The following is a 24,819-nucleotide window of genomic DNA, read 5'->3' as shown; positions in this document are numbered from 1 at the left end:
AACTCATGCGTCAACGCAATCTGATGGACCTGCTGCTCCTGGCCGCTGTCTGGGGCGGTTCTTTCCTGTTCATGCGCGTGGCGGTGCCCGAGTTCGGCCCCATCGCGCTGATCGAGCTGCGCGTGGGCCTGGCCGCGCTGTTCCTGCTGCCGGCCGCGCTGTGGCGCGGCAAGTTGCGCGTGATCGCACGCCACTGGAAGGCGCTGCTGGTGGTGGGCACGCTCAATGCCGCCGTGCCGTTCCTGCTTTATGCCTACGCCGCCCAGTCGCTAGGCGCGGGCTTCCTGTCGGTGGCCAATGCGGTAACGCCTGTGTGGGGCGCGGTGGTGGGATGGTTGTGGCTCAAGGACAAGCTGCCCTGGATGCGGTCGCTGGGGCTGCTGATCGGCCTGGTCGGCATCGTGGTGCTGGTGTGGAACAAGCTGGACTTCGGCGCCGGCGGCACCGGGCCGGCCGTGCTGGCCGCCATTTCGGCGCCGGTCTTCTACGGCATCGCGGCCAACTGGACCAAACGATTCCTGTCTGGCGTCGACGCGCTGGCCAGCGCCACCGGCAGCATGATCGCCGCGTCGCTGGTGCTGCTGCCGTTCGCCATTCCAGCCTGGCCCGACACACCGGCATCGGCCACGGCCTGGATCGCCACGATTCTGCTGGCGGTCGTCTGCACCGGCGCGGCCTACATCATCTTCTTTCGCCTGATCGCGAATGTCGGCCCCACCGCGGCGGTGAGCGTGACCTTTCTGGTGCCGATCTTCGGCGTGGTGTGGGGCGCGACGCTGCTGGACGAGGCCGTCACGCCGTCCATCGCGATCGGCGCCGCCATCATCCTGGTGGGAACCGCGCTGGCGCTGGGTCTGCTCAAACCGCGCCGCTGAACGCGCGCGTTCAGTTTCAGTATTTGTCCGACGTGCCCGTGAACGCCACGCCGATCCGCAGCAGCGTGTAGGACATCGCGTCGACCCAGCGCCGCAGGAAGCCCCGGCGCTGGTAGTCCAGCGGCCGGATGAAGCGGCCGCCCTCGCGGATGGCGGTTTCCAGGCGTTCCTGCAGGTCCCAGGCAAACGGCTGGCTGTCGACCACGACGTTGGCCTCGCGCGCCAGCAGCAGGCTGAAGGGATCCAGGTTGGACGAGCCGACGGTGGCCACGTTGTCGATCACCGCCACCTTGGCATGCAGGTAGCTCGGCATGTACTCGTAGATTTCGATGCCGTCGCGCAGCAGCTTGTCATACAGCGAGCGCGTGGCGTGGTACTGCATCCGGTATTCGACCTTGCCCTGCAGCAGCAGCCGCACACGCACGCCGCGGGCCGCGGCCTTGGCCAGCGCGCGGCGAAAGCGCACGCCGGGAAAGAAGTACGCGTTCGCGATCAGGATGTCGCGGCGCGCGCGCGAGATGCCCAACAGGTACGCGCGCTCGAACGTCCGGCGAAAGCGCAGATTGTCGCGCAGCACCAGGGCCGCGCGCAGCACGCCGCCCGGCTCCACCGGCACGTCGCGCGGCTTGAGCAGCTGCATGCGGTTCCAGTCGCGCGGGTGGCGCCGCAGCCGCGCCCAGTTCAGGCGCACCCACAGCAGTTCCTGCGCATAGGCGGCCTGCGCAACCAGCGGGCCTTGCACCTGCACGGCGAAGTCGAACCGCGGGCCGGTAAGGCCGTCCGTGGGATCCAGGTCGTCATAGTCATCGACGATGTTGATGCCGCCGATGAAAGCGATGCGGCCGTCGACGACCGTGACCTTGCGGTGCAGCCGTCGCAAGCGGCTGCGCGACGGCACGAAGCGCGCGAACCAGCGCGGTTCGGGCCGGAAGATGCGGCACTGCGCGCCGGCGTTGGTCAGCGCGATGCGCACCCGCTCGGCGTGCAGGGCGCTGCCGAATCCGTCCAGGACCACGCGCACCTTGACCCCGCGGCGCGCCGCCGACGCCAGGCATTCCAGCACTTTCGCGCCGGTCCGGTCGACCATGAAAATGTAGGTTTCCAGGTGCACGCTGACCGTGGCGGCGTCGATCGCCGCACACAGGGCAGGAAAAAAGTCGGCGCCGTTCTGAAGCAAACGGATATCGTTGCCCTGCGCCCATTCCAGCTTGTCCTGCTCTTCCTTCACGGCAGTTCAAGCTCCGCCAGCAAGGGAGAGTGGTCGGACAGCTTGGCCCATTCGCGGCCGCGCAGCACGCGCGCGCTGCGCACGGCAAAGCCGCGCTGGTAGATGCGGTCCAGGCGGAACCACGGAAACACGGCCGGGAACGTGCGCGGCGGCGGCAGCAGCAGGGGCGCACTGCCTTCCATGCCGAGCTGGTTGGTGCGCTCCATGACGGAGACGCCGCTGTTGGGCAGCCCGCGCAGGGCGTTGCTCAGCCGCTTGACCGAGTCGCGCAGGCGCGGCAGGTCGCCGCCATGGCTGCGCGGAGCGTGCGAAAACACCTCGTACAGCCCCAGTTGCTGCACGAACAGGGGCGCCAGGCGGTCGTTCCAGTCGTTGAAGTCCCCGGCGATCAGGATGGGCTCGCCATCGGGCACCATGCGCTTGATGCGCTCGGTCAGCGCCAGGATCTGGCGGCTGCGGCTGCCGGCGAACAGCCCCAGGTGCACCACGAAGCAATGCACCGCGCGATCCCCGACGTCGATGCGGGCATGCAGCAGCCCGCGCTGCTCCAGCCGGTGGTCGGAGATGTCCAGGTTCTCGTGCTCGATGATCGGATAGCGCGACAGCAACGCGTTGCCGTGGTCGGTGGCGTGGCGGACCGCATTGCGGCCGTAGGCCACATCCAGCCGCAATGCGGCGGCCAGGGATTCGTGCTGGGCATCGAGCAGCGACTTCTGCTCGTTGCGGCCCTGGACCTCCTGCAGGAAGACCAGGTCGGGGCGCAGGCCGTACAGGCCCAGGCGAAGTTCATTCAGGGAGTCGCGCCGGCCCAGTGCCGAACGGCCCTTGTGTATGTTGTAGCTGACGACTCGGATGAGCGACATGGAAGCAATGGCGCCTTTCAAATCTGGGGAACCGCCGGCCGGGTCCCGGAAGGTCCTCTGGCCAGGCGCCGCCACGTCGGGCGGCGTCAGCCAGATTACTCCATTTCAGCCGGCCGTTCCCACCTTTGCGGTGCCTGTGCGCGAGCGCACCGCAAGCGCAGCGCCGCGGATCCGGCTCCGCCGGTCCGCCAGCGGGCCCCCTGGGGGGAGGCGCCGCAGGCGCTTCGGGGGGGGCTACTTCTCGACGTTGCGCAGGCGGATGTGCAGCTCGCGCAGTTGCTTCTCGTCAACTTCCGACGGCGCTTGCGTCAGGAGGTCCTGGGCGCGCTGCGTCTTCGGGAAGGCGATCACGTCGCGGATCGATTCGGCGCCGGTCATCATCGTAACGATGCGGTCCAGGCCGAAGGCGATGCCGCCGTGCGGAGGCGCGCCGTACTGCAGCGCGTCCAGCAGGTAGCCGAACTTCTCGCGGGCTTCCTCGGCGCCGATCTTCAGCGCGCGGAACACCTTGCTCTGCACTTCTTCGCGATGGATACGGACCGAGCCGCCGCCGATTTCCCAACCGTTCAGCACCATGTCGTAGGCCTTGGCGAACGCCTTGCTGGGATCGGATTCCAGGAAGTCTTCGTGGCCGTCCTTGGGGCTGGTGAACGGGTGGTGGGCGGCGGTGTAGCGGCCGTCTTCCTCGTCGTACTCGAACATCGGGAAGTCGACCACCCACAGCGGCTTCCAGCCGGCCGTGAACAGACCCGTCTTCTTGCCGAATTCGCTATGGCCGATCTTCACGCGCAGCGCGCCGATGGCGTCGTTGACGACCTTCTCGCGGTCCGCGCCAAAGAAGATGATGTCGCCGTCCTGGGCGCCCGTGCGCTTGACCAGCTCGGCCAGCGCAGCGTCATGCAGGTTCTTGACGATGGGCGATTGCAGGCCGTCGCGGCCCTTGGCCACGTCGTTGACCTTGATGTAGGCCAGGCCCTTGGCGCCGTAGATGCCGACGAACTGGGTGTAGGCGTCGATCTCGCTGCGCGACATCTCGGCCCCGCCCGGCACGCGCAGGGCAACCACGCGGCTGCCGGGCGCCGTGGCGGCGGCGGCGAACACCTTGAAGTCCACGTCGCGCATCACGTCGGTGATGTCGGTGAATTCAAGCTGCACGCGCAGGTCCGGCTTGTCCGAGCCGTAGCGGCGCATCGCCTCGGTCCAGGGCATGATGGGGAACGGCGACGGCAGGTCGACGCCCTGCACCACCTTGAAGACGTGGCGGATCAGGTTCTCGAAGATCTCGCGGATTTCGAATTCGTTCAGGAACGAGGTTTCGCAGTCGATCTGGGTGAATTCAGGCTGGCGGTCGGCGCGCAGGTCTTCGTCGCGGAAGCACTTGGTGATCTGGTAGTACCGGTCAAAGCCCGAGACCATCAGCATCTGCTTGAAGAGCTGCGGCGACTGCGGCAGCGCGAAGAAGTGGCCGGCGTTCACACGCGAGGGCACCAGGTAGTCGCGCGCGCCTTCGGGCGTGCTCTTGGCCAGCATGGGGGTTTCGATGTCGATGAAGCCCAGCTCGTCCAGGAACTTGCGGGTTTCGATGGACACGCGATAGCGCAGCATCAGGTTGCGCTGCATCTGCGGGCGGCGCAGGTCCAGCACGCGGTGCGTCAGGCGGGTGGTCTCGGACAGGTTGTCGTCATCGAGCTGGAACGGCGGGGTGACCGACGCGTTCAGGATTTCGACTTCCTTGCAGAGCACTTCGACCTCGCCCGAGGCCAGTTCGGCGTTGGCCGTGCCGGCCGGACGCTCGCGCACCAGGCCCGTGACGCGGATGCAGAATTCGTTGCGCAGGCGCTCGGCGGTGGCGAAGGCGGCGTTGTCCGGATCGAACACGATCTGGGCCAGGCCCGCGCGGTCGCGCAGGTCGATGAAGATGACCCCGCCGTGGTCGCGGCGGCGGTTCACCCAGCCGTACAGGGTGACGGTCTGGCCGAGATGGTCACGGCAAACCTGGCCGGTGTAGCAGGTACGCATGCGGGATGACTCCGTTGTGTGCTTGGTTTGAGCGTAAGGGTTACGAATCGGCGCGGGGTGCGTCGTGCACGCCCGGCGCCGGAGAGAGCGCAGCCGGCCGGACCGCGGGCGTCGCCGCCGGGACCGGGGCGACCACGCCCATGGAAACGATGTACTTCAATGCCGCGTCCACGCTCATCTGAAGGTCGATCGCCTCTTCGCGAGGCACCATCAGGAAAAAGCCGGACGTGGGGTTCGGCGTCGTCGGCACGTACACGCTGATGTGGTCGCCAGGCAGGCTGGAAGCCACTTCACCGCTGGGCGTGCCGGTGACGAAGGCGATGGTCCAGGCCCCGGCCCGCGGATACTGCACCAGCACCGCGCGGCGGAACGCCTGTCCGTTGGGGGCAAGCACGGTATCGCTGACCTGCTTGACCGAGTTGTAGATGGAGCGCACCAGCGGGATGCGGCCCAGCAGGCTTTCCCACTGGTCCACCATGGTGCGGCCGATCAGGTTGGCTGCGAAGACGCCAGTCAGAAGCACCACCACGATGACCAGGACGAAGCGGAAACCGGGAATGTCGATGCCGAAAAGCGATTCGGACGACAGGAAACCGGGCACGAACCCTTCCAGGGTGGCGACCAGCAGTCCCAGTACCCACACCGTGATGACCAGGGGAACCCAGATCAGCAGGCCGGTGATGAAGTACTTCTTGAAGACGCGCATCCGCATCGCGCGGGCTCTAGGCGGCGGTGCCGCCGGCAGCAGGCGCCGCCGGGGCGGGCGTTGCAGCCGGCGCCGCGGCGGGCGCGGCGCTTTCGGCGGACGCCGCCGGCGCACCGGCCGGCGCGGCGCCCTGGCCGCTGCCGCCGCCATTGCCATTGCCATTGCCACGGAAATCCGTGACATACCAGCCGGAGCCCTTGAGCTGGAATCCAGCCGCGGTCACCTGCTTGGAGAATGTGCTTTGGCCGCATTCGGGGCAATCCGAAAGCGGCGCATCGGAGATCTTCTGCAAGACGTCTTTGGCGTGGCCGCAGGCGCTGCACTTATAGGCGTAGATGGGCATCGAGGGCTCCCAGGCGCAAGCCGGGCATATCAAATTCCGCCGGTCCGCCTGCGCGGGCGCAGGGCTCGGCGGCTGGGCTAGGCCGGAAAAATACGGGAAAGTGTTGAATTTTAGCGGTTTTTCTTAAAGCATCGCAGGCCTGCCCGGCCTGCCGGCCGGAAGCCGCCGCCCCCGGCGCGGCCCCGGGGCCCGGCGGCCCCTGCCCTACACGGGCAGCAGGAACATCGCCGCGGCCACCAGGGTGGGCGCCAGGGCGCACAGGAAGAGGCGCCCGGAGGAAATGCTGCCGTCGGGGAAATGGTTCTTCAGGATGGCGAAGCCCGCGGGATTCGGGGCGTTGGCGATCACCGTCAGCCCGCCGCCGGTCACGGCGCCGGCCACCAGCATGTACCGCCAGGTCTCGTTGGTGCCTTCGACCAGCGACCCCAGATAAGTCAGGGCCGCATTGTCGGTGATGGCGGTGAGCGCGGTGGCTCCCCAGAACAGCAGGAACGGTTCCAGTCCGCCCAGCAGGTCCTGCAGCCACCACTTCTGCAAGCCGCCCAGCACCACCAGCCCCGCCAGGAAAAAGCCCACCATCAGGCCCTCTTTGATCATCAGGCGGTCCTGGTGCCGCTTGTAGGCCTCCGAGAAGCCGATGAACATCATGAGCAGGCCCATAAAAATCGCGGGATGATGCGCCGTCAGCACCACGGCGATCAGGAAGACCAGGTGCACCAGGATCACGATGGCCGGCACCGGCGCACGCTTGCCCGCGCCCTGCGGCGCGTCCACGCCGCCGCCGGTGCCCACCGAGTGCTCCATCAGCGCCTTGCGGCAGATGAACGTCAGCAGGCCGGCGTTCAGGCACACCGCGACCGCGGCGCGCCAGCCGAAATGCTGCAGCATGAAGGCGGCATCCCACCCGAACGTGCCCGCGACCATCAGCACGGGCGGCGCGGCGTATGAAGTCAGCACCCCGCCGATGGACACGTTCACGAACAGCACGCCCAGGGTCAGGTACTTGAAGCCGGCCCGGCCGCTGGTGCGGAAGTAGGCATCGCGCAACAGGATGGCCGCCAGGGTCATGGCGGCGGGCTCGGTGATGAACGAGCCGCCCAGCGGCACCATCGCCATCACCACGAAGAAGGTGGACAGTTCGCGCGGCAGGGGCAAGGCCCGGGCCACGACGCGGACCAGCAGACCCACCAGCTCCAGAATCGGCCGGCTGGCGGCCACGACCATGATGACGAAGACGAACAACGGCTCCGTGAAGTTGCGGGTGTCCATGTACGCGATGGCGCTGGCGGGGCCGCCCAGCGATGCCATCGTCACGATCAGCGCGAACGCCCAGACGCCGAAGACGGCCTCGACTTCGGAGAACAGATGCCAGAAGCCCGCATGCGGTCCGCCACGATGCGCGAGCCGCGCGAAGAAGGGAACCGAGAAGGTATGGAGGACCGCCACGGCGAACAGAATGGTGGCGATGACCTCTAGCGGCTGGGGCATGTAGGGGAATTCCTGTAACGGGTTCACGCGGCGCGCCGTCGGGCGGATCCGCCGCGCGACGGCGCGCCGCGCAACAGATACACGTTCCGGCAGGCTTGTCGGACAAGCGTCGCAATATAGCCCACCGGCCGGACGATGTAACGCCGGGTCAACACTGATCCCTGCCGTCTTTTCTACGCGATCGGGGCCGGCGGTTCGGCGCCCGCCTGCGCCGCTTTCATCTCCATCAGCAGGCTGTGCAGCATCTCGGTGGACAGCCCGTGCAGCACCAGCCGATAGCCCGCGCGCAGGGTCGACAGCGGCACCAGCGGATGGTTGTTGTTGACCAGGATCAGGTGCTGCGGCGCCCCCAGCAGCTTGGCCGCATAGATGCCGATGGTCTCGTCCAGCTGCAGCGAATTGGCCGCGCGCCAGAAGTCGTTGTCGGTCAGCATCAACTGGTACAGCGGCGTGAAAAGCTCGATGGCGCTTTGCAGATCCAGGAAGTTCAGCTTGCCCCGCGGCATGTCCTCCAGCCGGATCGGCGGGTCGCGGAGCATGGAGAAGTCCACCGTCTGGGGCGCATGCATCTCCACGCCCGCATCGCGCAGCGCCTGGTTCAGGCGGATGACGAAGTTAAAGAGATTCAGGTCGTGCTTGACGAAGAGATCGTCCTTCAGGTCGTCGATCTCCATCGGCTCGAGCGGCGTCGTGGTGATCGGCACCGGCGAGTTGGCGGCGATGAAGGCCAGCGCCTGCGCGCCCAGGTGGAAATGCCGCAGGATCAGCCAATTGGCCTCGGGCGACACGAACCGCTTCAGGCCCCAGGCCAGGATGCGGTGCAGCAGCTTCGAATGCGACCAGCGGCGCGGCAGGAAGGTCTTGATGACCTGGATCAGGATGATGAAGGCGCGTGCGATCGGCCGCAGGAACGGCAGCAGGTACTGGCGCGACGCGCAGCTCGAGTCCGTCAGCCAGGCCTTCTTGACCTTGTCCGGCAGCGGCGTGCTGCGGTCCAGGTACAGCGCGAGCCAGGGGCTCGGGTCCGCGGGATCGTGTTCCCGGGCAAGGAATTCGGGCTCCTTGTTCATGCCGCGTCCGCCTCCATCACATGATGAAACTGCATCAGGTAGAGCGCCGCCGTGCGGCGCGCCGTGTCGACGATGCGCTGCGCGGCGCGCCCGTCCTCGTCGCAATCGAGCACCAGCTCCACGGCGGTCAGCCACCGCGCCAGGTGGTGCTCGTCGTTGTGGCCGTGGTATTCCAGGAAGCGGAAGGCGTCGGGCGGCAGCGTCAGGCTTGCCTTGAGCAGCGGCAGCAACGCCGGCACGATGCGCTGTCCCGTGCCCTCGATGATGTAGATCGCACCCAGCAGTCCGATCGGATCGCGCGTGGCCGCCAGCCCGTGCAGATAGGCGTTGAGCGCCTCGCCGCCGGGATTGCGGCGCAGGGCGTCGATGTTGTCCACCGTGCCGCCCGCCGTGCGGTAGTCCTGGAACAGGATCTGGAAATCGTTCTGCTCTTCGCCCGCGTGCGTGTCGATCAGCGCGGCCAGGGGCGCGTACTGCTCGGACAGCGAGGCGGCGCCCTCGCGCATCCACTTGCTGCCTTCGCGCACCTGCGGGATCCAGTTCTCCATCCAGGTCAGGTAGTCCGCGGTCTGGAACCGGCGCTCGCGCAGGCGCCTGACCACCGGCGTGCGCCACACGCGCGAGCGGTAGTCGTGCCAGATGGACGCCAGCTCGGTCAGCAGTTGTCCCAGGCCTTGCGGGGCCATGTCGGGATCGTGCGGCGGCGCGATCGCCTCGGCGTCCAAGCTCGCCGCGTCCTGGCGCGCGGCGGCGGCGGGCACTGCGGCGGCGACGCTGGCGCTGGCGTGGACCGCCTCGGCTTCCAGCAGCATGTAGGCCGCCATGAAGCGGCCGGATTCCGGGATGTAGCAGAAGATCTGCTCGCCCGGCTTGACCTCGCGCGTCTCCAGGAACTCGGCCAGCATGATCAGGATGGACGCGGCGCCGGTGTTGCCGCGCCAGGCCAGGTTGCTGAACCAGCGCTCGCGCGGGATCGCAAGGCCCGCCTTCTCCATCAGGTCTTCCACCACGGGGATGAATTTCTCGGATGAGTAATGGCACAGGAAGTGGTCGACCTGGTCCGGATCCACCCAGCCGTCGCGCACCAGCTTGGCGTATTCATGGATGCCGATATCGAACAGATGCGGCAGCAGGCGGATGTCCTGGCGCAGCGACAGCGCGCCGTCCGCTTCGGCCTCGTTCCAGGACGGGTAGTCCAGGTGCCCCTTGCTCCGGTCCGCCGACAGCCCGAGCTGCATGCACACGGGGTAGTCGCCCGAGAACGAGCGCTGGTGCACCCACTTCAAGCGCAGGCGCACGCCCTGCGACGCGCCGGCCAGCGGCCGGCCGCTGTTGCCCAGCAATACCGCGCCGGCGCCGTCCGACAGCATCCAGCGCAGGAAGTGCGCGTCGAAATCCGCGTCATAGCCGCGCGCGGCGAAGCGCGAGCGCTTGAACAGGCGCGACGGCAGTTCGCTCGCCACGGCCAGGGCGCTGGCATGCGCCCCCAGCTCCACGCCCTGCGCGGCGGCCTGGATGGCCGAGACGCCCGCGGCGCAGATGCCATGCACCGACAGCGTTTCCATGGGCGGCGCGGCCAGCTCGCCCTGGATCATGTTCGAAAAACCCGGCATCAGCGCATCGCCGCCCGACGATCCGCTCGTGAGCAGGGACACGGCCGACAGATCGGTGTCGTGGCGCCGCAGGCAGTCGCGGATGGCGTTGGCCGCGAGCTGCGCGTTGGAAAACACGGTCGCGCCGTCGGCATCGATGGCGTAGTAACGCTGCTTGATGCCGTTCTCGGCCAGGATGCGGCTCTTGATCCGGCTGGACATGCGGTTCAGCGGCGCGATGTAACTGTCCATCGCTTCGTTGGACACGGGCTCGCCCGGCATGAAATAGCCGGCGCTCTCCAGGTAGACACGATGAAACGCAATAGGCATGGCGGATCTCTGGTGAAGGGTGGCAATGCGGCGCTAGCGGACGTGCTCGGGCGCCATGCAGGAACGGCTGCGAAACCGCGCAACGAAAGCGCCCAGGATGAAGACGCGGAACATATACGGCGTCAGGCCGCGTTCATTCAGTTCGCTTCGCACGCGGCCGCGATAGTGGTCGCGGTGCAGGCGGGTCAGTTCGGACCAGTGCGCGCGCGGATGCTCGTGATGCGCGGTATGCAGGCCGATATTGAATAGCAGCGGGTTGACCAGGCCCTCGAAGTTGCGCGCGTAGTTCAGGCCGGCCACGTGCCGTGGCCCGCCGTCCGCGTGCGCATGCTGCAGGTAATTTGTGGCCAGCAGCCAATGCAGGCCATGGAGCTGCGGCACGATCACGAACACCAGCGCCTTGACCGGGTTCAGCGCGATCAGGCCGGCCCACAGGCCCAGCCACGCGCCGTACTGCGCCATGCAGTAACGCCACGCGCCGGGCCAGTGGCGGCGCAGCCGCCCCAGCCACGCGAAGAACAGCGGATACAGCACCCAGACCGCCTGGACGGGATGGATGACATAACCCCACAGGTGGTTCGTGTCGCCGCCGAAACGGTAGGTGCGCGCCACGTCGCGCGCGCCATGCTTGTAGCGGTGGTGATTGGCCACGTGCGCCGGATAGAACACAAAGGTGGGGTGCCCCTGCAGCAGCGTGATCCAGAAGTCGGTGATCCGGTTCGCGCGCCGTCCGCGCCACATCCGGATGTGCGTGTGGTTGTGATGGATGACACCGATGCCCAGCGTCAGGAACAGCATCAACGCATAGAGCGGCCACCAGAACCCGTAGGCCCATTGCCACGCCGCCAGCGCGGGCAGCGCGGCCAGATAGGCCAGGCTCTGCCAGTCGCGCCGGTTGCGCAGCGCCGGCAGTCCGCGGCGCCGACCCAGGACTGCCGCCACTATGCGTTGCCCCGCTGGCCGGCGCCCGGCTCGCGCTGCCGGTAGGCGTCAAGCTGGCGCTCCGCCGCCTGCGCGCCCAGCCGCGTGCGGAACAGGCGATCCATGAAGGTGAACTGGAAGCCGTAATTGCCGTTGTAGCAGGCGTGGTGCAGATGATGCCGCCGGCTGGCGGCGAACCAGTGCGCGTACGACACTTTGGGGAAAAAGTCGTAATTGGCGTGCCCGATGCAATTGAAGAACAGGCTGAAGATCGGCACCGACGCCAGCGACCAGAAGCTGAAGTCGTGCACCACCATGGGCAGCAGGATCACGTTGCCCAGCATCAGCGCCTCGATGGGATGAAAGCTGTAGGTCGAAAACGGCGTGGTGACGACGGAGCGGTGGTGCGGCAGGTGAAAACGGCGCAGCAGCCGCGTGTGCAGCAGGCGGTGGTTGATCCAGAAATGCACGTCGTTCCAGGCTACCAGCGCCAGGATTTCCAGCACGATCTGCAACCCGCTCGCGTCCGGGTCCAGGCGCGCCCAACCCAGTTGCAGCAGGCCCCACGGGAAGATCATGCCGGTGCCGAACAGCAGGATCGACAAGCCGGACTGCGCGAACTCGCGCCGCAACTGGCCCGGCGCCAGCGGACGCGGGTCGAGCGGGCGGCCCAGGCCGAGCGCCGGCAGGACATGCCGGGTCAACAGCCAGGTGGCCGCGCCAAAGACCAGGTAGATGCCGCCAAAGAACAGCAGCCCCGCCAGCATCACCTGCCAGGCGGACAAGGCTTCGAAAGCTTGACCCATGAAGGTTTTGTTTCACCCTGAAGAATGGCCGCATGATAAGCAATCCGTCAGCGTCCGGGCGAGTCAATTATTACCAATTGAATCCGGACGCCACAAAGCGCTCACGCCGCGCGCAGGGTCGCTCCCGCCACGGGAAACTGGCAATCGAGCGCCGTGACGGCCGCCTCCAGCCGCTCTGCGAGCGCCGCGCTGGCCGGCAGCATCGGCAAGCGCAGCTCGTTCGACAGCAGCCCCTGGCGCGCCAGTTGCGCCTTCAGCGGTCCCGGGTTGGGCTCGGCGAACACCCGCTGGATCACCGGCGACAGCGCGTGGAACAGCGCCCTGGCCTCGTCCAGCCGCTGGTCCCGCACCGCGCGGTGCATGGCCACGAAGAGGTCGGGGCGCAGGTGCGCGGCGGCCGCGATCATGCCGGTTCCGCCCAGGCACAGCACAGAAAGCGATTGCAGGTCCTCGCCGGCCAGCACGTTCATCTGGCCGTCGGCGATCAGCGCCACCGTCTTTTCCAGGGAGCCGCCGCAGTCCTTGATCGCGGCGATGTTGGGATGCGCGGCCAGCGCCAGCAGGGTCGACGTGTCCAGCGTGGTGCCGGTGCGGTAGGGAATGTCGTAGAGCACCAGCGGAAAGCGCGAGGCGTCGGCCAGGCAGCGGAAGTACGCGGCCGCGCCTTCCTGGCCGGCGCGCACGTAGTACGGCGCAGGCGCCAGGATGCCGGCCAGCGGCCGGGTGCCGAACGCCGACAGCCGCTGCAGCACGTGTCCCTGGTGATTGCCTGCCAGGCCCATGACGATGGGCAGGCTGCCCGCTTCGGCCAGCACCGCGTCCAGCACGGCAAGCTGCTCGGCGTCATCCAGGGAGGCGGCCTCGCCGGTGCTGCCGCACACGACCAGCCCGTCCACGCCTGCGGCCGCGTAGTGCCGCACGAGGCGGCGCAGGGCCCCGCCGTCGACCGCGCCGCCCGAAAACGGCGTGACCAGCGGCACCCAGACGCCCTGGAACAGAGATTGATGTGATTGCATGAGAACACTCCTTCGGTAGGACCGTGGTGGGACCGTACAGAAGTGCTCGGGATGTCAGGGGGTGCGCGCGGAGGCGCAAACGCGCCGCCAGGAGGCCGCTGTTCCGTCGCCCATCTGACGGAACAGCATGCTCCGGTCAGATGAGCGGCTGTTTTTTGGATTTCAGGCCGGCGGCAGCCAGCACCACGCCAAGGGCGCGGATACGTGCAGCAGTCTGGTGGGCCTGAGGAATCATGAAATGGCGAAGCGCGATGAGGCGACGGTTGCGGAAATCTACCGGGCGCGCGCAGCGGTGTCAACGAGGTAGCGAATCCGGGCAGGCGACCGGCCCGGCCCGGGGATCAGGCCAGCGTGGCCATGAACACCTCGCACAGGGCCTGCATGCCCTTGCGGTCGTCTTCGTCGAAGCGGCCCGGCACGGGGCTGTCCACATCCCAGACGCCGATCAGCTCGCCCCGGTGCACCAGCGGCACCACGATTTCGGAGCGCGAGGCCGCGTCGCAGGCGATGTGGCCGGGGAAGGCATGCACGTCCGGCACGAGCTGCGTCTGGCGCTGGCTGGCGGCCGCGCCGCACACCCCGCGGTTCAGCGGGATGCGCACGCAGGCGGGCTTGCCCTGGAACGGCCCCAGCACCAGCTCCGTGCCGTCGAAGAAGTAGAAGCCCACCCAATTCAGGTCGGGCAAGGCCTGGAAGGCCAGCGCGCTCAGGTTGGCGGCATTGGCGATGCGGTCGGGCTCGCCTTGCAGCAGGGCGCGCGCCTGGACGGCGAGTTCGGCGTACAGGGCAGCCTTGGAATCGGCGACGATGGGAGCGGCTTCGAACATGGAAATGTAACTGTACAGGCGGTTATCGATGCAGGTGATTTTAGGGGTTCCACCGATGTTCCGCCCATTAAAGGGGTCGGGCTGTTACCGTGTGGGACAATACTTTGTTGTCAAACGCATCACCCGACCCACCCTTCTTGATCAAGAAGCACTCCATGGACAAGCCTATCGAACCTGCGTTTTCCTTTTCGGAACGCGCCCTGCAACTCACCAGCTCCGCCATCCGCGAGATCCTCAAGGTCACCGAGCGCCCTGAAGTCATTTCGTTCGCGGGCGGCCTGCCTGCGCCGGGCGGCTTTCCGGTAGAGGTGGTACGAGCAGCATTCGACAAGGTCCTGTCCACCAACGGCCGCGCGGCCCTGCAATACGGCCCGACCGAAGGCTACGCCCCGCTGCGCAAGTGGGTCGCCGATGACCTGACCGCGGCCGGCGCCGACGTCGCCCCCGACCAGGTCCTGATCGTGTCCGGCTCGCAGCAGGCGCTGGACCTGCTGGGCAAGGTGCTGATCGACAAGGACAGCAAGGTGCTGGTCGAAGACCCCAGCTACCTGGGCGCGCTGCAATCGTTCAGCCTGTACCAGCCCAAGTTCGTGCCGGTGCCCACCGACGAAGGCGGCCTGATCCCCGAAGCCATCACCCCCGAACTGGCCGACGGCGCGCGCTTCCTGTACGCCCTGCCCAATTTCCAGAACCCCACCGGCCGCACCCTCAACCTCGAGCGCCGCATCGCGCTGGTCAAGCGCGCCGCCGAACTGGGCCTGACCATCGTCGAGGACGATCCCTACGGCGAACTGCGCTACGCCGGCGAGCCGCAGCCCGGCCTGATCACGCTGGCCAAGGAATACGGCGCCAACGTCGTGCGCCTGGGCACGTTCTCCAAGGTGCTGGCCCCCGGCCTGCGCCTGGGCTATATCGCCGCCGGCCGCGCCCTCATCAACAAGCTGGTGCAAGCCAAGCAGGCGACCGACCTGCACACGCCCACGCTGACCCAGATGGCCGTGTACGAGATCGTCAAGGACGGCTTCCTGGCCGAGCACCTGCCCAACGTGCGCGAGATCTACCGCGCCCAGGGCAGCTGCATGCTGGACGCCATCCAGAAGGAATTCCCGGCCACCGTCACCTGGACCAAGCCCGAAGGCGGCATGTTCATCTGGCTGACCTTGCCCGAGCACATCGACAGCACCAAGCTGCTGGAAAAGGCCATCGCCCAGAACGTCGCGTTCGTGCCCGGCGCGCCGTTCTACAGCGGCGAAGGCAAGCGCAACACGCTGCGCCTGAGCTTTGCCACCGTGCCGGAAGACAAGATCCGCACCGGCATCGCCATCCTCGGCAAGCTGTTGAAGGCCGAATAAGGCCCGCCGGGGCAGGCCCGCTTCGGCGGCGCCTGCTGCGGCCCTGATCTGGTTGCGGCCGGGCGCGATGCCCGGCCGTTGTTTTATGCTGTCGGCTTTCCCGACCGATTCCTGACCGTGACAGTGAGCGCTTCGCAACAATCCCCTACCGATCTCAGCGACATCGTCTTCACCGACTGGGTCGAACGCTGGCTGCCCAAGTCGTGGCGGCCCTATGCCCGCCTGTGCCGGCTGGACCGGCCCATCGGCACCTGGCTGACCCTGCTGCCGGCCATCGCCGCGCTGGTGCAGGCCGCGGGCGGCCTGCCCGACCTCAAGCGGCTCATCGTGTTCTCGCTGGGCGCGCTGCTGATGCGCGGCATCGGCTGCACCGTCAACGACATGTGCGACCGCAACTTCGACAAGCACGTGGAACGCACGCGCTTCCGTCCGTTGACGAGCGGCCAGTTGACGATGAAGAACGCCGTCTGGTTCCTGCTCGGCCAGTTGCTGGTCTGCGGGTCGCTACTCTTTTTCCTGAACGACATGAGCCGCTGGCTGGCCGTGGCCGTGCTGCCGTTCGTCTTCATCTATCCCCTGTGCAAGCGCGTCACGTACTGGCCGCAGGTGGTGCTGGGCATCTGCTTCAACTGGGGCATGCTGATGGCCTGGTCCGACACGCAGAACCACGTCCCGCTGGCCGCCATCGCCATGTGGCTGGGCGCGGTGCTGTGGCAGGTGGGGTACGACAGTATCTACGCCTACGTGGACGTGCGCGACGACCGCAGCCTGGGCCTGCACTCGACCGCCATGCGGTTTGGCGACCAGGGCAAGCTGTGGATCGGCGGGTTCTACCTGGGCACCGTGCTGCTCTGGGCCTGGGGCGGCCATGCCATGGGCTTGTCGTGGGCCTATCAGGTGGGGATGGCGGCCGTGGCCGCGCACCTCGCCTGGCAACTGAAGGTCTTCGACATCCAGCGCCCCGACCGCAATTTCATGCTGTTTCGCGCCAATCTGTGGCTGGGCGCCCTCCTGGTCGTGGCCGCGCTGGCGGGCGCGCTGATCCGCTGAGGCGCATTTGCGGGCCTGCCGCGCTCGGGGGATGATGGGGCTTCCGCCCCACCGTCACGGAGACACCGCATGCCCGCAATGATCAAATCCCTGACTGCCGCCGCCGCCGCGTGCGCCCTGCTTGGCGCGCTGCCCGCACAGGCCGCCTCCGACTGCGCCGCGCTGCGCGGTTGCGCGGCCAAGTTCTGCCACATCGAAAACGACATCGCCGCCGCCCAGGCGCAGAACAATTCGCGCCGCGAGGCGGGCCTGCGCAAGGCGCTGGCCGAAGCCAAGGCCAACTGCACCGACAGCCGCCTGCAATCGCAGCGCGAAGCCGAGGTGCGCGAAAAGCAAGCCGAAGTCGCCGAGCGGCAGGAAGAACTGAAGGAAGCGCGCGCCAAGGGCAAGCAGGACAAGATCGACAAGGCGCAGCGCAAGCTGCAAGAGGCCCAGGCCGACTACGACGCCGCATTGGCCGAGCTGAACCGCTGAAAAGGCGCGATACGCGCCGCCGCCTGGCCGGCCCGCGTCGGCCAGGAACATGACCTGTCACCCGGTGGAAATATCGCCACCCATGGTGCCAACATGGTTAATTCAAATCGATTAGCCATGATTTTGGAAAGATGTTTTCTGAGAATAAGGGTTTATCCCAGGGTTGTTTAGGCACAGAATGCCTCTCATCGGGACACAGCAAGCGAGCCCTCGGCAATCAGGCCAGCGGCTCGGATCCCAAGCTCACAAGACATCGGAGGTCTGCCATGAAAACCCTTGCTACCGCATTGATGTTGTCCATGTCCGTTCTGGCCGCTGGCGCTCAAGCCGCCGAAGCCGACCAGGGCCCCACCCGCGCCCAGGTCCAGGCCGAACTGCAACAAGCCAAGGCCTCGGGCCAATACACCTTCGGCGAAGAAGGCTACCCCGCCCCGATCGTGCAGAAGTCCAGCCTGTCCTCGCAACAAGTCCAGGCTGACCTGGCCCAGGCCAAGAACGCTGGCCAAGTCACCTTCGGCAACCTGGACTACCCGCCCGTCGCCGCGTCGGCAACCGCCACGTCGCTGACCCGCGCCCAGGTCGAATCGCAACTGGCCCAGGCCAAGGCGGAAGGCCTGGTGACCTTCGGCAACATGGACTACCCGCCCCACATGGGCAGCTGATCGCACCGCCCGCTCGGGCGCGATTTGCCTCTCAAAGCCCTCCGGCCACAAGCCGGAGGGCTTTGTCATTGACGTTTCGACGTTCGATTTGGTCATATCGCCTGCAACTTAGGCCGTTACGACACTTTTGCAGCTACAAATCGACAGCGCTCCCGCATAGGATGAGGCCACTTCCCTCCCTCACATTGCAGGAGCAGCACCATGTCCACGCACACCAAATCCATCGTTCTGCTGGGCGCCGGCAAGATCGGCTTTGCCATCGCCCTGATGCTGGAACGCAGCGGCGATTACACCGTCCTGGTCGCCGACCAGGACGCCGGGCGCCTCGCGGTGCTGGCCGAGCTGGGATGCGAAACGCGCCAGATCGGCGACGACGCCAGCGTGGCGCGGTGCATCGAAGGCGCCTACGCCGTGGTCAATGCGCTGCCGTTTCACCGCGCCATTGCGGTGGCGGGCCTATGCGCGAAGGCCGGCGTGCATTATTTCGACCTGACCGAGGACGTGGCCAGCACCCATGCCATCCAGGCGCTGGCCACAGGCGTCAGCACGGTGCTCATGCCTCAATGCGGCCTGGCGCCGGGCTTCATCGGCATCGTCGGCAACGCGCTGGCGCGCCGTTTCGACACCCTGCTGGACCTGCGCATGCGCGTGGGCGCCCTGCCGCGTTATCCCTCCAACAGCCTGCGCTACAACCTGACGTGGAGCACCGAAGGGCTGATCAACGAATACTGCAACCCCTGCGAAGCCATCGTCGACGGCCAACTCACCAGCGTCCCCGCCCTGGAAGGCTACGAAACCTTCGCGCTGGACGGCGTGGAATACGAGGCCTTCAACACCTCCGGCGGCCTGGGCACCCTGCCCGCGACGCTGCTGGGCCGCGCGCGCAACGTGGATTACAAGTCGGTGCGCTATCCCGGCCACTGCAGCATCATGAAGCTGCTCCTCAATGACCTGCGGCTGCGCGACCGCCGCGATCTGCTCAAGGACATCTTCGAGTCGGCCATTCCCACCACCGAACAGGACGTGATCGTCATCCAGGCGTCTGCCTCCGGCTACCGCCGTGGCCGCCTGGAAGAAGAGTCCTACCCGATCCGCGTGTTCGGCGCGGAAGTCGACGGCCATCGCCTCAGCGCCATCCAGCTCTCGACCGCCGCGGGCATCTGCGCGGCGCTGGATCTGGTGGCCATGGGCGTGCTGCCGCAACAGGGGTTCGTGGGCCAGGAAGCCATCGGCCTGGACGCGCTGTTGAGCAACCGCTTTGGCCGCATCTACGCGGGCAAGCCGCTGGCGCTGGCCGGTTGCGCGGTCGCCGACCGCTGACCGCTGACCGAGTCCAGGCGCTGCGCGCCGCGCGATGCTACGTCCAGCCTTCCAGGCGCAGCGTCGCGCGCACCAGGCGCTGCTCTTCCTGTTCGATATCGGACAGGCTCTGGCGCACGCTGTCCACGTGGTCGGCCGCGGCCTTGCGCGCCTGCTCGGGCTGGCGCCCGATCACCGCATTGAAGAGCCGCGTGTGCTGGCGGTCGATCTGCCGCTTTTCGGGTTCGCGGTGGTACAGGTTGTTCACGCACGCAAACACCGAGCCCAGCAGCAGGTCCGTCAGCGATTGCAGCGTGTGCACCAGAACCGGATTGTGCGAGGCTTCGCAGATGGCCAGGTGGAAGGCATGGTCCAGATGCGCGTGCGTGGCGGTGTCGGTGGCCGCGCCCTGCGCCGACACCATCTCGTCATAGCGGCGCCGGATCATGATGAAATCCGCTTCCGTGCCGCGGATGGCCGCCAGCCGCGCCGATTCGGCCTCGAGCAGCGACCGCACTTCCAGCAGGTCGTACAGGGTTCGCGGCTGCGAATTGAACAGGTGCATCAACGGCCCCGCGTCGACCTTCGAGATGCGCGCCACGAACGAACCCTTGCCCTGCGCCGTATGGATGATCTCGCGCGCGCGCAGCAGCTTCAGGCCCTCGCGCAGCGCCGTGCGCGAAACACCCAGCTTTTCTGTCAGACGCCGTTCGGACGGCAGGGCCTGGCCGGCCTTGAGCACGCCGTCCAGAATCAGGCGCTCGATGCGTTCAGCCACTTCATCCGCCACCTGGCGGGGCCTTTCTTCAGTTTCCGCGTGCATGCGATCTCCGGACCAGTGGTATGACCATGTGTGGCCCGCGCTCGCGGGCCATGGCAATGCCTCTGTAAGTGGCTGATATCAAACCATAAAAATAGGACCTTTGCCCGGCAGCGGGCGAATAAACTGGTATGACCAGCGGGTTTTCGTATGGACATCGACGCGCACGCGAACGATGATGTCAGCACGCCTGGACCGGCGCGCCGCGCTGTCCATCCCTATTCATCGCCAGAGACCCGCATGACTCAACGCACCCAGCACCACGGCCTGCAAGTGGCGGCCGATCTCAGTCAATTCATCGAACAGGAAGCCCTGCCCGGCACCGGCCTGGATGCCGACGGCTTCTGGCAAGGCTTCGCCGCCCTGGTGCACGATCTGGCGCCGAAGAACCGCGCCCTGCTCGCCGAACGCGACCGGCTGCAGGCCGAGCTCGACGCCTGGCACCGCGCCCATCCCGGTCCAATCACGGACGCCGCCGCCTATCGCAAGTTCCTGGAAGGCATCGGCTACCTGCTGCCGCAGCCCGAGTCCGTCCGCGCCACCACCGACAACGTCGACACCGAGATCTCGCAACAGGCGGGACCGCAGCTCGTCGTGCCGATGTCCAATCCGCGCTACGCACTGAACGCCGCCAATGCGCGCTGGGGCAGCCTCTATGACGCCCTCTACGGCACCGACGCCATTCCGGCCACGCCCGGCGACACCGGCAAGGGCTACAACCCCGAACGCGGCGCAGCCGTCATCGCCCGCGCGCGCAGCTTCCTGGACACCGCCGCGCCGCTGGCGCAGGGCTCGCACGCCGATGCCCACGGCTACACCGTCGAAGACGGCCAATTGCGCGTGGCGCTCGCCAGCGGCGCCACCGGCCTGAAGTCCGGCGCGCAGTTCGTCGGCTACCAGGGCGACGCCTCCGCCCCCACCGCAATCCTCCTCAAGAACAACGGCCTGCACTTCGAAATCCAGATCGACCCGGCCAGCCCCATCGGCAGCACGGACGCGGCGGGCGTGAAAGACGTGGTGGTCGAAGCCGCGCTCACCACCATCATGGACTGCGAAGACTCCGTCGCCGCCGTCGATGCCGACGACAAGGTGCAGATCTACCGCAACTGGCTCGGCCTGATGAAGGGCGACCTCACCGAAGAAGTCACCAAGGGCGGCAAGACCTTCACCCGCAAGCTCAACGCCGACCGCCGCTACACCCGTCCGGACGGCTCGCCCCTGACGCTGCATGGCCGCTCGCTCATGTTCGTGCGCAACGTGGGACACCTGATGACCAATCCGGCAGTGCTGGACCGCGACGGACAGGAGATCCCCGAAGGCATCCTGGACGCCGTCGTCACCAGCCTGGCCGCGCTGCATGACCGCCACAACAAGCTCAATTCCCGCACGGGTTCCGTGTACATCGTGAAGCCCAAGATGCACGGCCCCGCCGAGGCCGCGTTCGCCAACGAACTCTTCGACCGCGTCGAGGACCTGATCAAGGTGCCGCGCCACACCCTGAAAATGGGCATCATGGACGAAGAGCGCCGCACCAGCGTCAACCTCAAGGCCTGCATCCAGGCCGCGGCGTCGCGCGTGGCCTTCATCAACACGGGCTTTCTGGACCGCACCGGCGACGAAATGCACTCGGGCATGGAAGCCGGCCCCATGCTGCGCAAGGGCGACATGAAGTCCAGCGCCTGGATCGCCGCCTACGAACGCAACAACGTGCTGGTGGGCCTGGACTCGGGCCTGCGCGGCCGCGCCCAGATCGGCAAGGGCATGTGGGCCATGCCCGACCTGATGGCGGCGATGCTCGAGCAGAAGATCGCGCATCCCAAGGCCGGCGCCAACACCGCCTGGGTGCCGTCGCCCACGGCCGCCACGCTGCACGCGCTGCATTACCACCAGGTCGACGTGCAGGCGGTCCAGCAGGAACTTGAACGCACCCGGCTGGACAGCGTGCGCGACGAACTCCTGGACGGGCTGCTCTCGGTCCCGGTCGGCGATCCCTCCAAGTGGTCGGCCGCGGATATCCAGCAGGAACTCGACAACAACGCGCAAGGCATCCTGGGCTACGTGGTGCGCTGGATCGACCAGGGCGTGGGCTGCTCCAAGGTGCCCGACATCCACAACGTGGGGCTGATGGAAGACCGCGCCACGCTGCGGATCTCCAGCCAGCACATCGCCAACTGGCTGCGCCACGGCATCACCCACCGCGACCAGGTCATGGAAACCTTCCAGCGCATGGCCAAGGTGGTGGACGGCCAGAACGCGGGCGACCCGCTCTACCAGCCGATGGCGGGCAACTTCGATACGTCGCTGGCGTTCAAGGCCGCCTGCGCGCTGGTCTTTGAAGGGCTGACGCAGCCCAACGGCTACACCGAGCCCCTCCTGCACAAGTACCGCCTGGAATACAAGGCCGCGCGCGCCTGATTCCCCTCCTGTATTGGGAACTGCCAAGCCGGACAGCGATGCTGTTCCGGCATTTTCTTTGGCCCGATGTTGCGGCCCGATGTTGCGGCCCGATTTAAAAACCCGGGCATTTTCGCACGGTCGTGCTAAATTCCCCGCATGACAGCGAAAACCGAAAAAAGCGAACTGACCTTCGCGGCCATCGTGGACACGGCCCTGGACATGGCGGCCGCGCAAGGCATGGAAAGCCTTTCGCTGGGCCAGGTCGCCAAGCGGCTGGGCATCAGCAAGAGCGGCGTGTTCTCCCGCGTCGGCTCCCTTGAGGCCTTGCAACAGGCGGTGCTGGACGAATACGACCGGCGTTTCGTCGCGGCGGTCTTCACGCCCGCCATGGCCTATCCGCGCGGCCTGCCTCGCCTCAATGCCCTGGTGTCGCTGTGGATCGAACGCGCCAGCAACGTCGAGACGCTGACGGGCTGCATCTATGTCGCCGGCGCCTTCGAGTACGACGACGTCGACTCCCCGCTGCGCTCGGTGCTGGAACACAACCTGAGGCGCTGGCGCGCGGCGATGGTGCGCACTGTGGACCAGGCGCTGGAGGCCGGGCATCTGCGCCCGGACACCGATCCGCAGCAGCTCGTATTCGAGATCTACAGCCTGATGATCGGATTGATGCATGACGCCCGCTTCCTGCGGGACCCCAAGGCGCCGGAGCGCGTCAAGGCCGCCTACGAGCGGCTGATTTCCACGTATCGCAGCTTCAAGACCATCGAGTAGCCCTGGTCCCCGCCAGCGCCGGCAGGTCGCCGGCCTTTCTTTTCCCTAATTTCGCACGATCGTGCGAATCTTGACAGGAGCAAGGCATGTGGATTCTTATTCCCCTGGGCGCAATCGGCGTTTCCGCCGTGATCTGGCGCCGCTGGCGCTCCCTGCTGCGCCAGCTTCCCGACCGCGCAGACCATCTCGTGCTGTTCTGACCTGATGTGCTGACCTGATGTGCTGACCTGATCTGCTGACCTGATCTGCTGACCTGCAGTTCTGACTAACTGGTCCAAGTGTTCTAAGGTCGGGGATCTCGTTCTATAGTCCGGTCTTCACCCTCCCGTCATGCCATGCCGCGCTCCATACACCTGCTGATCGTCGACCCGCAGAATGATTTCTGCGACCTGCCCGAAACGTATCTGCCCACGGATCCGCTCACAGGCCTTGCCCACCGGCCCGCGCTTCCGGTCGCGGGCGCGCACGCCGACATGCAACGGCTGGCGCGCTTTATCGATGCGACGGCGCACGCGCTCACCTCGATCACGGTCACGCTGGATTCGCACCATCGGCTGGACATCGCGCACCCGACCTTCTGGCGCGCGGGCAATGGCGACCCGGTCGCGCCGTTTACCCCCATCACGGCCGCCCAGTTGCGCGCCGGCGAATTCGTGCCGCGCCACGACGACGATCTGCCGCGCACGCTGGCGTACCTGGACGAACTCGAGGCCCGCGGGCGCTACACGCTGATGGCGTGGCCCGTCCACTGCGAGATCGGCACATGGGGGCACAACGTGCATGCCGACGTGCGCGCCGCCTACGGCCGCTGGGAAGAAGCGCGCCAGTTCATCGTGCGCAAGGTGCCCAAGGGCGCCAATCCCTGGACCGAACACTACAGCGCGCTCATGGCCGAAGTGCCCGACGCCGACGACCCGCGCAGCCAGCTCAACCGCGGCCTGCTCGATTCGCTGGACCGCGCCGACCTGATCCTCGTGGCGGGGGAAGCGGGCAGCCATTGCGTCAAGGCCACGGTCGAACATCTGGCCGAGCACCTGCCCGGCGGCAACCTGTCTCGCATCGTATTGCTGACCGACTGCATGAGTCCCGTCGCGGGCTTTGCCCAGGCGCAGGCGACCTTCCTGCAACGCATGCGGGACCTGGGCGTGCAGGAGCGCGCCAGCACCGACATGGCGCGCGCGCTGGCGTAACGCCGTCCCGCGCGGCGCACGCCCAATGACAACGGCCGCCTGCGTGGGCAAGGCGGCCGTGAAGGAGCGTGCGAAATGCAGCGGTTGGCGTTCAGGCGTCGTGCCCGGCCTTGCCGTCGCATTCGACGTAAAGCGCGCCGATCGCCTCGCACAACGCGGGCGGCTGCTGGAACAGGCGCGACACCAGCAAGCAGCCCTGGATCGTCGCGAACACGGCCCGCCCCGCAGCGTCGGGCGTGCCAGAAAACTTCAAGGTGCCTTGCGCGGCGCCTTCGGCCAATACGCGGGCCAGCCAGGCTTCGTGCGCGCGAAAAAACCCCTGCAGCGCGCCGCGGACCCTTTCGGACAGGCTCATCACGTCGGCAGCCAGCATGCCGCCCAGACAGAGTTCACCGGAACCGCACGCGGCCGATTCCATCATCGACAGGTATTTATCAAGCTGCGCCTGCGCCGGCAATGACGTATCGATGGCGCGCACCGCGCCGAGCGCGCGCGTGCTGTAGGCCTCGACCGCTTCATACAGCAGGTCGTCCTTGCCGGGAAAATAGTAGTGGATGCTGGACGTCTTGACGCCCACATGTTCAGCCAGGTCGCGGTAGCTGAAGCCGTTGCATCCGCGCATGCGGATCAGCTTCTCGGCGTGCGCCAGAAGCAGTTCGCGAGTGGTGTTGGAAGTCGGGGTATCCATGGCTGCATATTACCTACTAATAGATCGGT

At 67.0% G+C, this 24,819-nt stretch carries 23 protein-coding genes; 9 read left to right on the top strand and 14 right to left on the bottom strand.

The window, feature by feature from the left end; all coding sequences use genetic code 11:
• The first annotated feature begins 5 nt into the window (after nucleotides 1-5).
• The gene (locus BXA00_RS10155; RefSeq protein ID WP_076518379.1) at nucleotides 6-875 is read left to right on the top strand and encodes a DMT family transporter; all 870 of its coding nucleotides are present in this window, start codon (nucleotides 6-8) and stop codon (nucleotides 873-875) included.
• A gap of 16 nt (nucleotides 876-891) precedes the next feature.
• On the opposite strand, the gene clsB is transcribed toward BXA00_RS10155, so the two are convergent.
• The 12 genes from clsB to BXA00_RS10090 all read right to left on the bottom strand — a co-directional run bounded on the left by clsB (nucleotide 892) and on the right by BXA00_RS10090 (nucleotide 14,084).
• Nucleotides 892-2,103 carry a cardiolipin synthase ClsB gene (gene clsB, locus BXA00_RS10150; RefSeq protein ID WP_076518378.1) on the bottom strand — a complete coding sequence of 404 codons (1,212 nt, stop codon included), beginning with the start codon at nucleotides 2,101-2,103 and terminating at the stop codon, nucleotides 892-894.
• Nucleotides 2,100-2,966, bottom strand: coding sequence for an endonuclease/exonuclease/phosphatase family protein (locus tag BXA00_RS10145; protein ID WP_076518377.1), 867 nt, complete (start codon nucleotides 2,964-2,966; stop codon nucleotides 2,100-2,102). The genes clsB and BXA00_RS10145 overlap by 4 nt, the downstream gene beginning before the upstream one ends.
• 234 nt (nucleotides 2,967-3,200) lie before the next feature.
• On the bottom strand, nucleotides 3,201-4,985 hold the full coding sequence (gene aspS / locus BXA00_RS10140; protein WP_076518376.1) for an aspartate--tRNA ligase: 1,785 nt from the start codon (nucleotides 4,983-4,985) through the stop codon (nucleotides 3,201-3,203).
• A gap of 40 nt (nucleotides 4,986-5,025) precedes the next feature.
• The gene (locus BXA00_RS10135) at nucleotides 5,026-5,691 is read right to left on the bottom strand and encodes a DUF502 domain-containing protein (protein WP_076518375.1); all 666 of its coding nucleotides are present in this window, start codon (nucleotides 5,689-5,691) and stop codon (nucleotides 5,026-5,028) included.
• Nucleotides 5,692-5,707: 16 nt separating this feature from the next.
• Complete coding sequence (locus BXA00_RS10130) at nucleotides 5,708-6,034, bottom strand: FmdB family zinc ribbon protein (protein ID WP_076518374.1); 327 nt, start codon at nucleotides 6,032-6,034, stop codon at nucleotides 5,708-5,710.
• A gap of 204 nt (nucleotides 6,035-6,238) precedes the next feature.
• The gene (locus BXA00_RS10125) at nucleotides 6,239-7,522 is read right to left on the bottom strand and encodes a putative Na+/H+ antiporter (protein ID WP_076518373.1); all 1,284 of its coding nucleotides are present in this window, start codon (nucleotides 7,520-7,522) and stop codon (nucleotides 6,239-6,241) included.
• 173 nt (nucleotides 7,523-7,695) lie between these two features.
• The gene (locus BXA00_RS10120) at nucleotides 7,696-8,592 is read right to left on the bottom strand and encodes a hypothetical protein (RefSeq protein WP_076518372.1); all 897 of its coding nucleotides are present in this window, start codon (nucleotides 8,590-8,592) and stop codon (nucleotides 7,696-7,698) included.
• Nucleotides 8,589-10,514: a StlD/DarB family beta-ketosynthase gene (locus tag BXA00_RS10115; protein WP_076518371.1), complete on the bottom strand. Its 1,926-nt coding sequence runs from the start codon at nucleotides 10,512-10,514 to the stop codon at nucleotides 8,589-8,591. Before BXA00_RS10115 ends, BXA00_RS10120 begins: the two co-directional genes overlap by 4 nt.
• 33 nt (nucleotides 10,515-10,547) lie before the next feature.
• Entirely contained in the window at nucleotides 10,548-11,456 is a 909-nt protein-coding gene (locus BXA00_RS10110) for a fatty acid desaturase (protein WP_076518370.1), read from the bottom strand.
• Nucleotides 11,456-12,241 carry a sterol desaturase family protein gene (locus tag BXA00_RS10105; protein ID WP_076518369.1) on the bottom strand — a complete coding sequence of 262 codons (786 nt, stop codon included), beginning with the start codon at nucleotides 12,239-12,241 and terminating at the stop codon, nucleotides 11,456-11,458. Before BXA00_RS10105 ends, BXA00_RS10110 begins: the two co-directional genes overlap by 1 nt.
• Before the next feature lie 101 nt (nucleotides 12,242-12,342).
• Nucleotides 12,343-13,257 (bottom strand): 4-hydroxy-tetrahydrodipicolinate synthase, encoded by a 915-nt coding sequence (gene dapA / locus BXA00_RS10100; RefSeq protein ID WP_076518368.1) that lies wholly within the window; start codon nucleotides 13,255-13,257, stop codon nucleotides 12,343-12,345.
• A 341-nt stretch (nucleotides 13,258-13,598) separates the two neighbouring features.
• A complete protein-coding gene (locus BXA00_RS10090) occupies nucleotides 13,599-14,084 on the bottom strand; it encodes a GAF domain-containing protein (RefSeq protein ID WP_076518366.1) in 486 nt (161 codons plus the stop codon).
• 155 nt (nucleotides 14,085-14,239) lie between these two features.
• On the opposite strand from BXA00_RS10090, the gene BXA00_RS10085 reads away from it, so the two are divergent.
• The 5 genes from BXA00_RS10085 (at nucleotide 14,240) to BXA00_RS10065 (ending at nucleotide 18,942) form a co-directional block, all read left to right on the top strand.
• Nucleotides 14,240-15,436: a PLP-dependent aminotransferase family protein gene (locus tag BXA00_RS10085; protein WP_076518365.1), complete on the top strand. Its 1,197-nt coding sequence runs from the start codon at nucleotides 14,240-14,242 to the stop codon at nucleotides 15,434-15,436.
• Between the two features lie 123 nt (nucleotides 15,437-15,559).
• Nucleotides 15,560-16,486, top strand: coding sequence for a 4-hydroxybenzoate octaprenyltransferase (gene ubiA / locus BXA00_RS10080; protein WP_076521890.1), 927 nt, complete (start codon nucleotides 15,560-15,562; stop codon nucleotides 16,484-16,486).
• Nucleotides 16,487-16,555: 69 nt separating this feature from the next.
• Nucleotides 16,556-16,960, top strand: a complete 405-nt coding sequence (locus tag BXA00_RS10075; RefSeq protein ID WP_076518364.1) for a DUF1090 domain-containing protein — start codon at nucleotides 16,556-16,558, stop codon at nucleotides 16,958-16,960.
• Nucleotides 16,961-17,226: 266 nt separating this feature from the next.
• Entirely contained in the window at nucleotides 17,227-17,622 is a 396-nt protein-coding gene (locus tag BXA00_RS10070) for a DUF4148 domain-containing protein (RefSeq protein WP_076518363.1), read from the top strand.
• Between the two features lie 201 nt (nucleotides 17,623-17,823).
• A complete protein-coding gene (locus BXA00_RS10065) occupies nucleotides 17,824-18,942 on the top strand; it encodes a saccharopine dehydrogenase family protein (protein ID WP_076518362.1) in 1,119 nt (372 codons plus the stop codon).
• A gap of 37 nt (nucleotides 18,943-18,979) precedes the next feature.
• Here the strand turns inward: BXA00_RS10065 and glcC are convergent, their stop codons facing one another.
• Nucleotides 18,980-19,744, bottom strand: coding sequence for a transcriptional regulator GlcC (gene glcC / locus BXA00_RS10060; RefSeq protein WP_076518361.1), 765 nt, complete (start codon nucleotides 19,742-19,744; stop codon nucleotides 18,980-18,982).
• 237 nt (nucleotides 19,745-19,981) lie between these two features.
• Here glcC and BXA00_RS10055 point away from each other — a divergent pair, with 237 nt between their 5' ends.
• From BXA00_RS10055 to BXA00_RS10045, 3 genes are all read left to right on the top strand, one after another.
• A complete protein-coding gene (locus BXA00_RS10055; protein WP_076521889.1) occupies nucleotides 19,982-22,156 on the top strand; it encodes a malate synthase G in 2,175 nt (724 codons plus the stop codon).
• 138 nt (nucleotides 22,157-22,294) lie between these two features.
• Complete coding sequence (locus tag BXA00_RS10050) at nucleotides 22,295-22,912, top strand: TetR/AcrR family transcriptional regulator (protein ID WP_076518360.1); 618 nt, start codon at nucleotides 22,295-22,297, stop codon at nucleotides 22,910-22,912.
• Between the two features lie 335 nt (nucleotides 22,913-23,247).
• The gene (locus tag BXA00_RS10045; protein WP_076518359.1) at nucleotides 23,248-24,102 is read left to right on the top strand and encodes a cysteine hydrolase; all 855 of its coding nucleotides are present in this window, start codon (nucleotides 23,248-23,250) and stop codon (nucleotides 24,100-24,102) included.
• 91 nt (nucleotides 24,103-24,193) lie between these two features.
• Here BXA00_RS10045 and BXA00_RS10040 read toward each other — a convergent pair whose 3' ends face one another.
• Nucleotides 24,194-24,790: a TetR/AcrR family transcriptional regulator gene (locus BXA00_RS10040; protein ID WP_076518358.1), complete on the bottom strand. Its 597-nt coding sequence runs from the start codon at nucleotides 24,788-24,790 to the stop codon at nucleotides 24,194-24,196.
• Between the last annotated feature and the right edge of the window lie 29 nt (nucleotides 24,791-24,819).

The organism is Achromobacter sp. MFA1 R4, from assembly GCF_900156745.1.
Classification (GTDB): Bacteria; Pseudomonadota; Gammaproteobacteria; order Burkholderiales; family Burkholderiaceae_B; genus Achromobacter.
This window is presented reverse-complemented; position numbering and strand designations above follow the sequence as displayed.

Coding starts and splice junctions, on each gene's coding strand:
- BXA00_RS10090 (WP_076518366.1), bottom strand. CDS start 14,084: ATGTTCGAAGCCGCTCCCATCGTCGCCGATTCCAAGGCTGCCCTGTAC.
- BXA00_RS10070 (WP_076518363.1), top strand. CDS start 17,227: ATGAAAACCCTTGCTACCGCATTGATGTTGTCCATGTCCGTTCTGGCC.
- glcC (WP_076518361.1), bottom strand. CDS start 19,744: ATGCACGCGGAAACTGAAGAAAGGCCCCGCCAGGTGGCGGATGAAGTG.
- BXA00_RS10075 (WP_076518364.1), top strand. CDS start 16,556: ATGCCCGCAATGATCAAATCCCTGACTGCCGCCGCCGCCGCGTGCGCC.
- BXA00_RS10115 (WP_076518371.1), bottom strand. CDS start 10,514: ATGCCTATTGCGTTTCATCGTGTCTACCTGGAGAGCGCCGGCTATTTC.
- BXA00_RS10085 (WP_076518365.1), top strand. CDS start 14,240: ATGGACAAGCCTATCGAACCTGCGTTTTCCTTTTCGGAACGCGCCCTG.
- BXA00_RS10130 (WP_076518374.1), bottom strand. CDS start 6,034: ATGCCCATCTACGCCTATAAGTGCAGCGCCTGCGGCCACGCCAAAGAC.
- BXA00_RS10155 (WP_076518379.1), top strand. CDS start 6: ATGCGTCAACGCAATCTGATGGACCTGCTGCTCCTGGCCGCTGTCTGG.
- BXA00_RS10135 (WP_076518375.1), bottom strand. CDS start 5,691: ATGCGCGTCTTCAAGAAGTACTTCATCACCGGCCTGCTGATCTGGGTT.
- BXA00_RS10145 (WP_076518377.1), bottom strand. CDS start 2,966: ATGTCGCTCATCCGAGTCGTCAGCTACAACATACACAAGGGCCGTTCG.
- BXA00_RS10105 (WP_076518369.1), bottom strand. CDS start 12,241: ATGGGTCAAGCTTTCGAAGCCTTGTCCGCCTGGCAGGTGATGCTGGCG.
- BXA00_RS10125 (WP_076518373.1), bottom strand. CDS start 7,522: ATGCCCCAGCCGCTAGAGGTCATCGCCACCATTCTGTTCGCCGTGGCG.
- BXA00_RS10065 (WP_076518362.1), top strand. CDS start 17,824: ATGTCCACGCACACCAAATCCATCGTTCTGCTGGGCGCCGGCAAGATC.
- BXA00_RS10055 (WP_076521889.1), top strand. CDS start 19,982: ATGACTCAACGCACCCAGCACCACGGCCTGCAAGTGGCGGCCGATCTC.
- BXA00_RS10040 (WP_076518358.1), bottom strand. CDS start 24,790: ATGGATACCCCGACTTCCAACACCACTCGCGAACTGCTTCTGGCGCAC.
- aspS (WP_076518376.1), bottom strand. CDS start 4,985: ATGCGTACCTGCTACACCGGCCAGGTTTGCCGTGACCATCTCGGCCAG.
- BXA00_RS10120 (WP_076518372.1), bottom strand. CDS start 8,592: ATGAACAAGGAGCCCGAATTCCTTGCCCGGGAACACGATCCCGCGGAC.
- BXA00_RS10050 (WP_076518360.1), top strand. CDS start 22,295: ATGACAGCGAAAACCGAAAAAAGCGAACTGACCTTCGCGGCCATCGTG.
- dapA (WP_076518368.1), bottom strand. CDS start 13,257: ATGCAATCACATCAATCTCTGTTCCAGGGCGTCTGGGTGCCGCTGGTC.
- BXA00_RS10045 (WP_076518359.1), top strand. CDS start 23,248: ATGCCGCGCTCCATACACCTGCTGATCGTCGACCCGCAGAATGATTTC.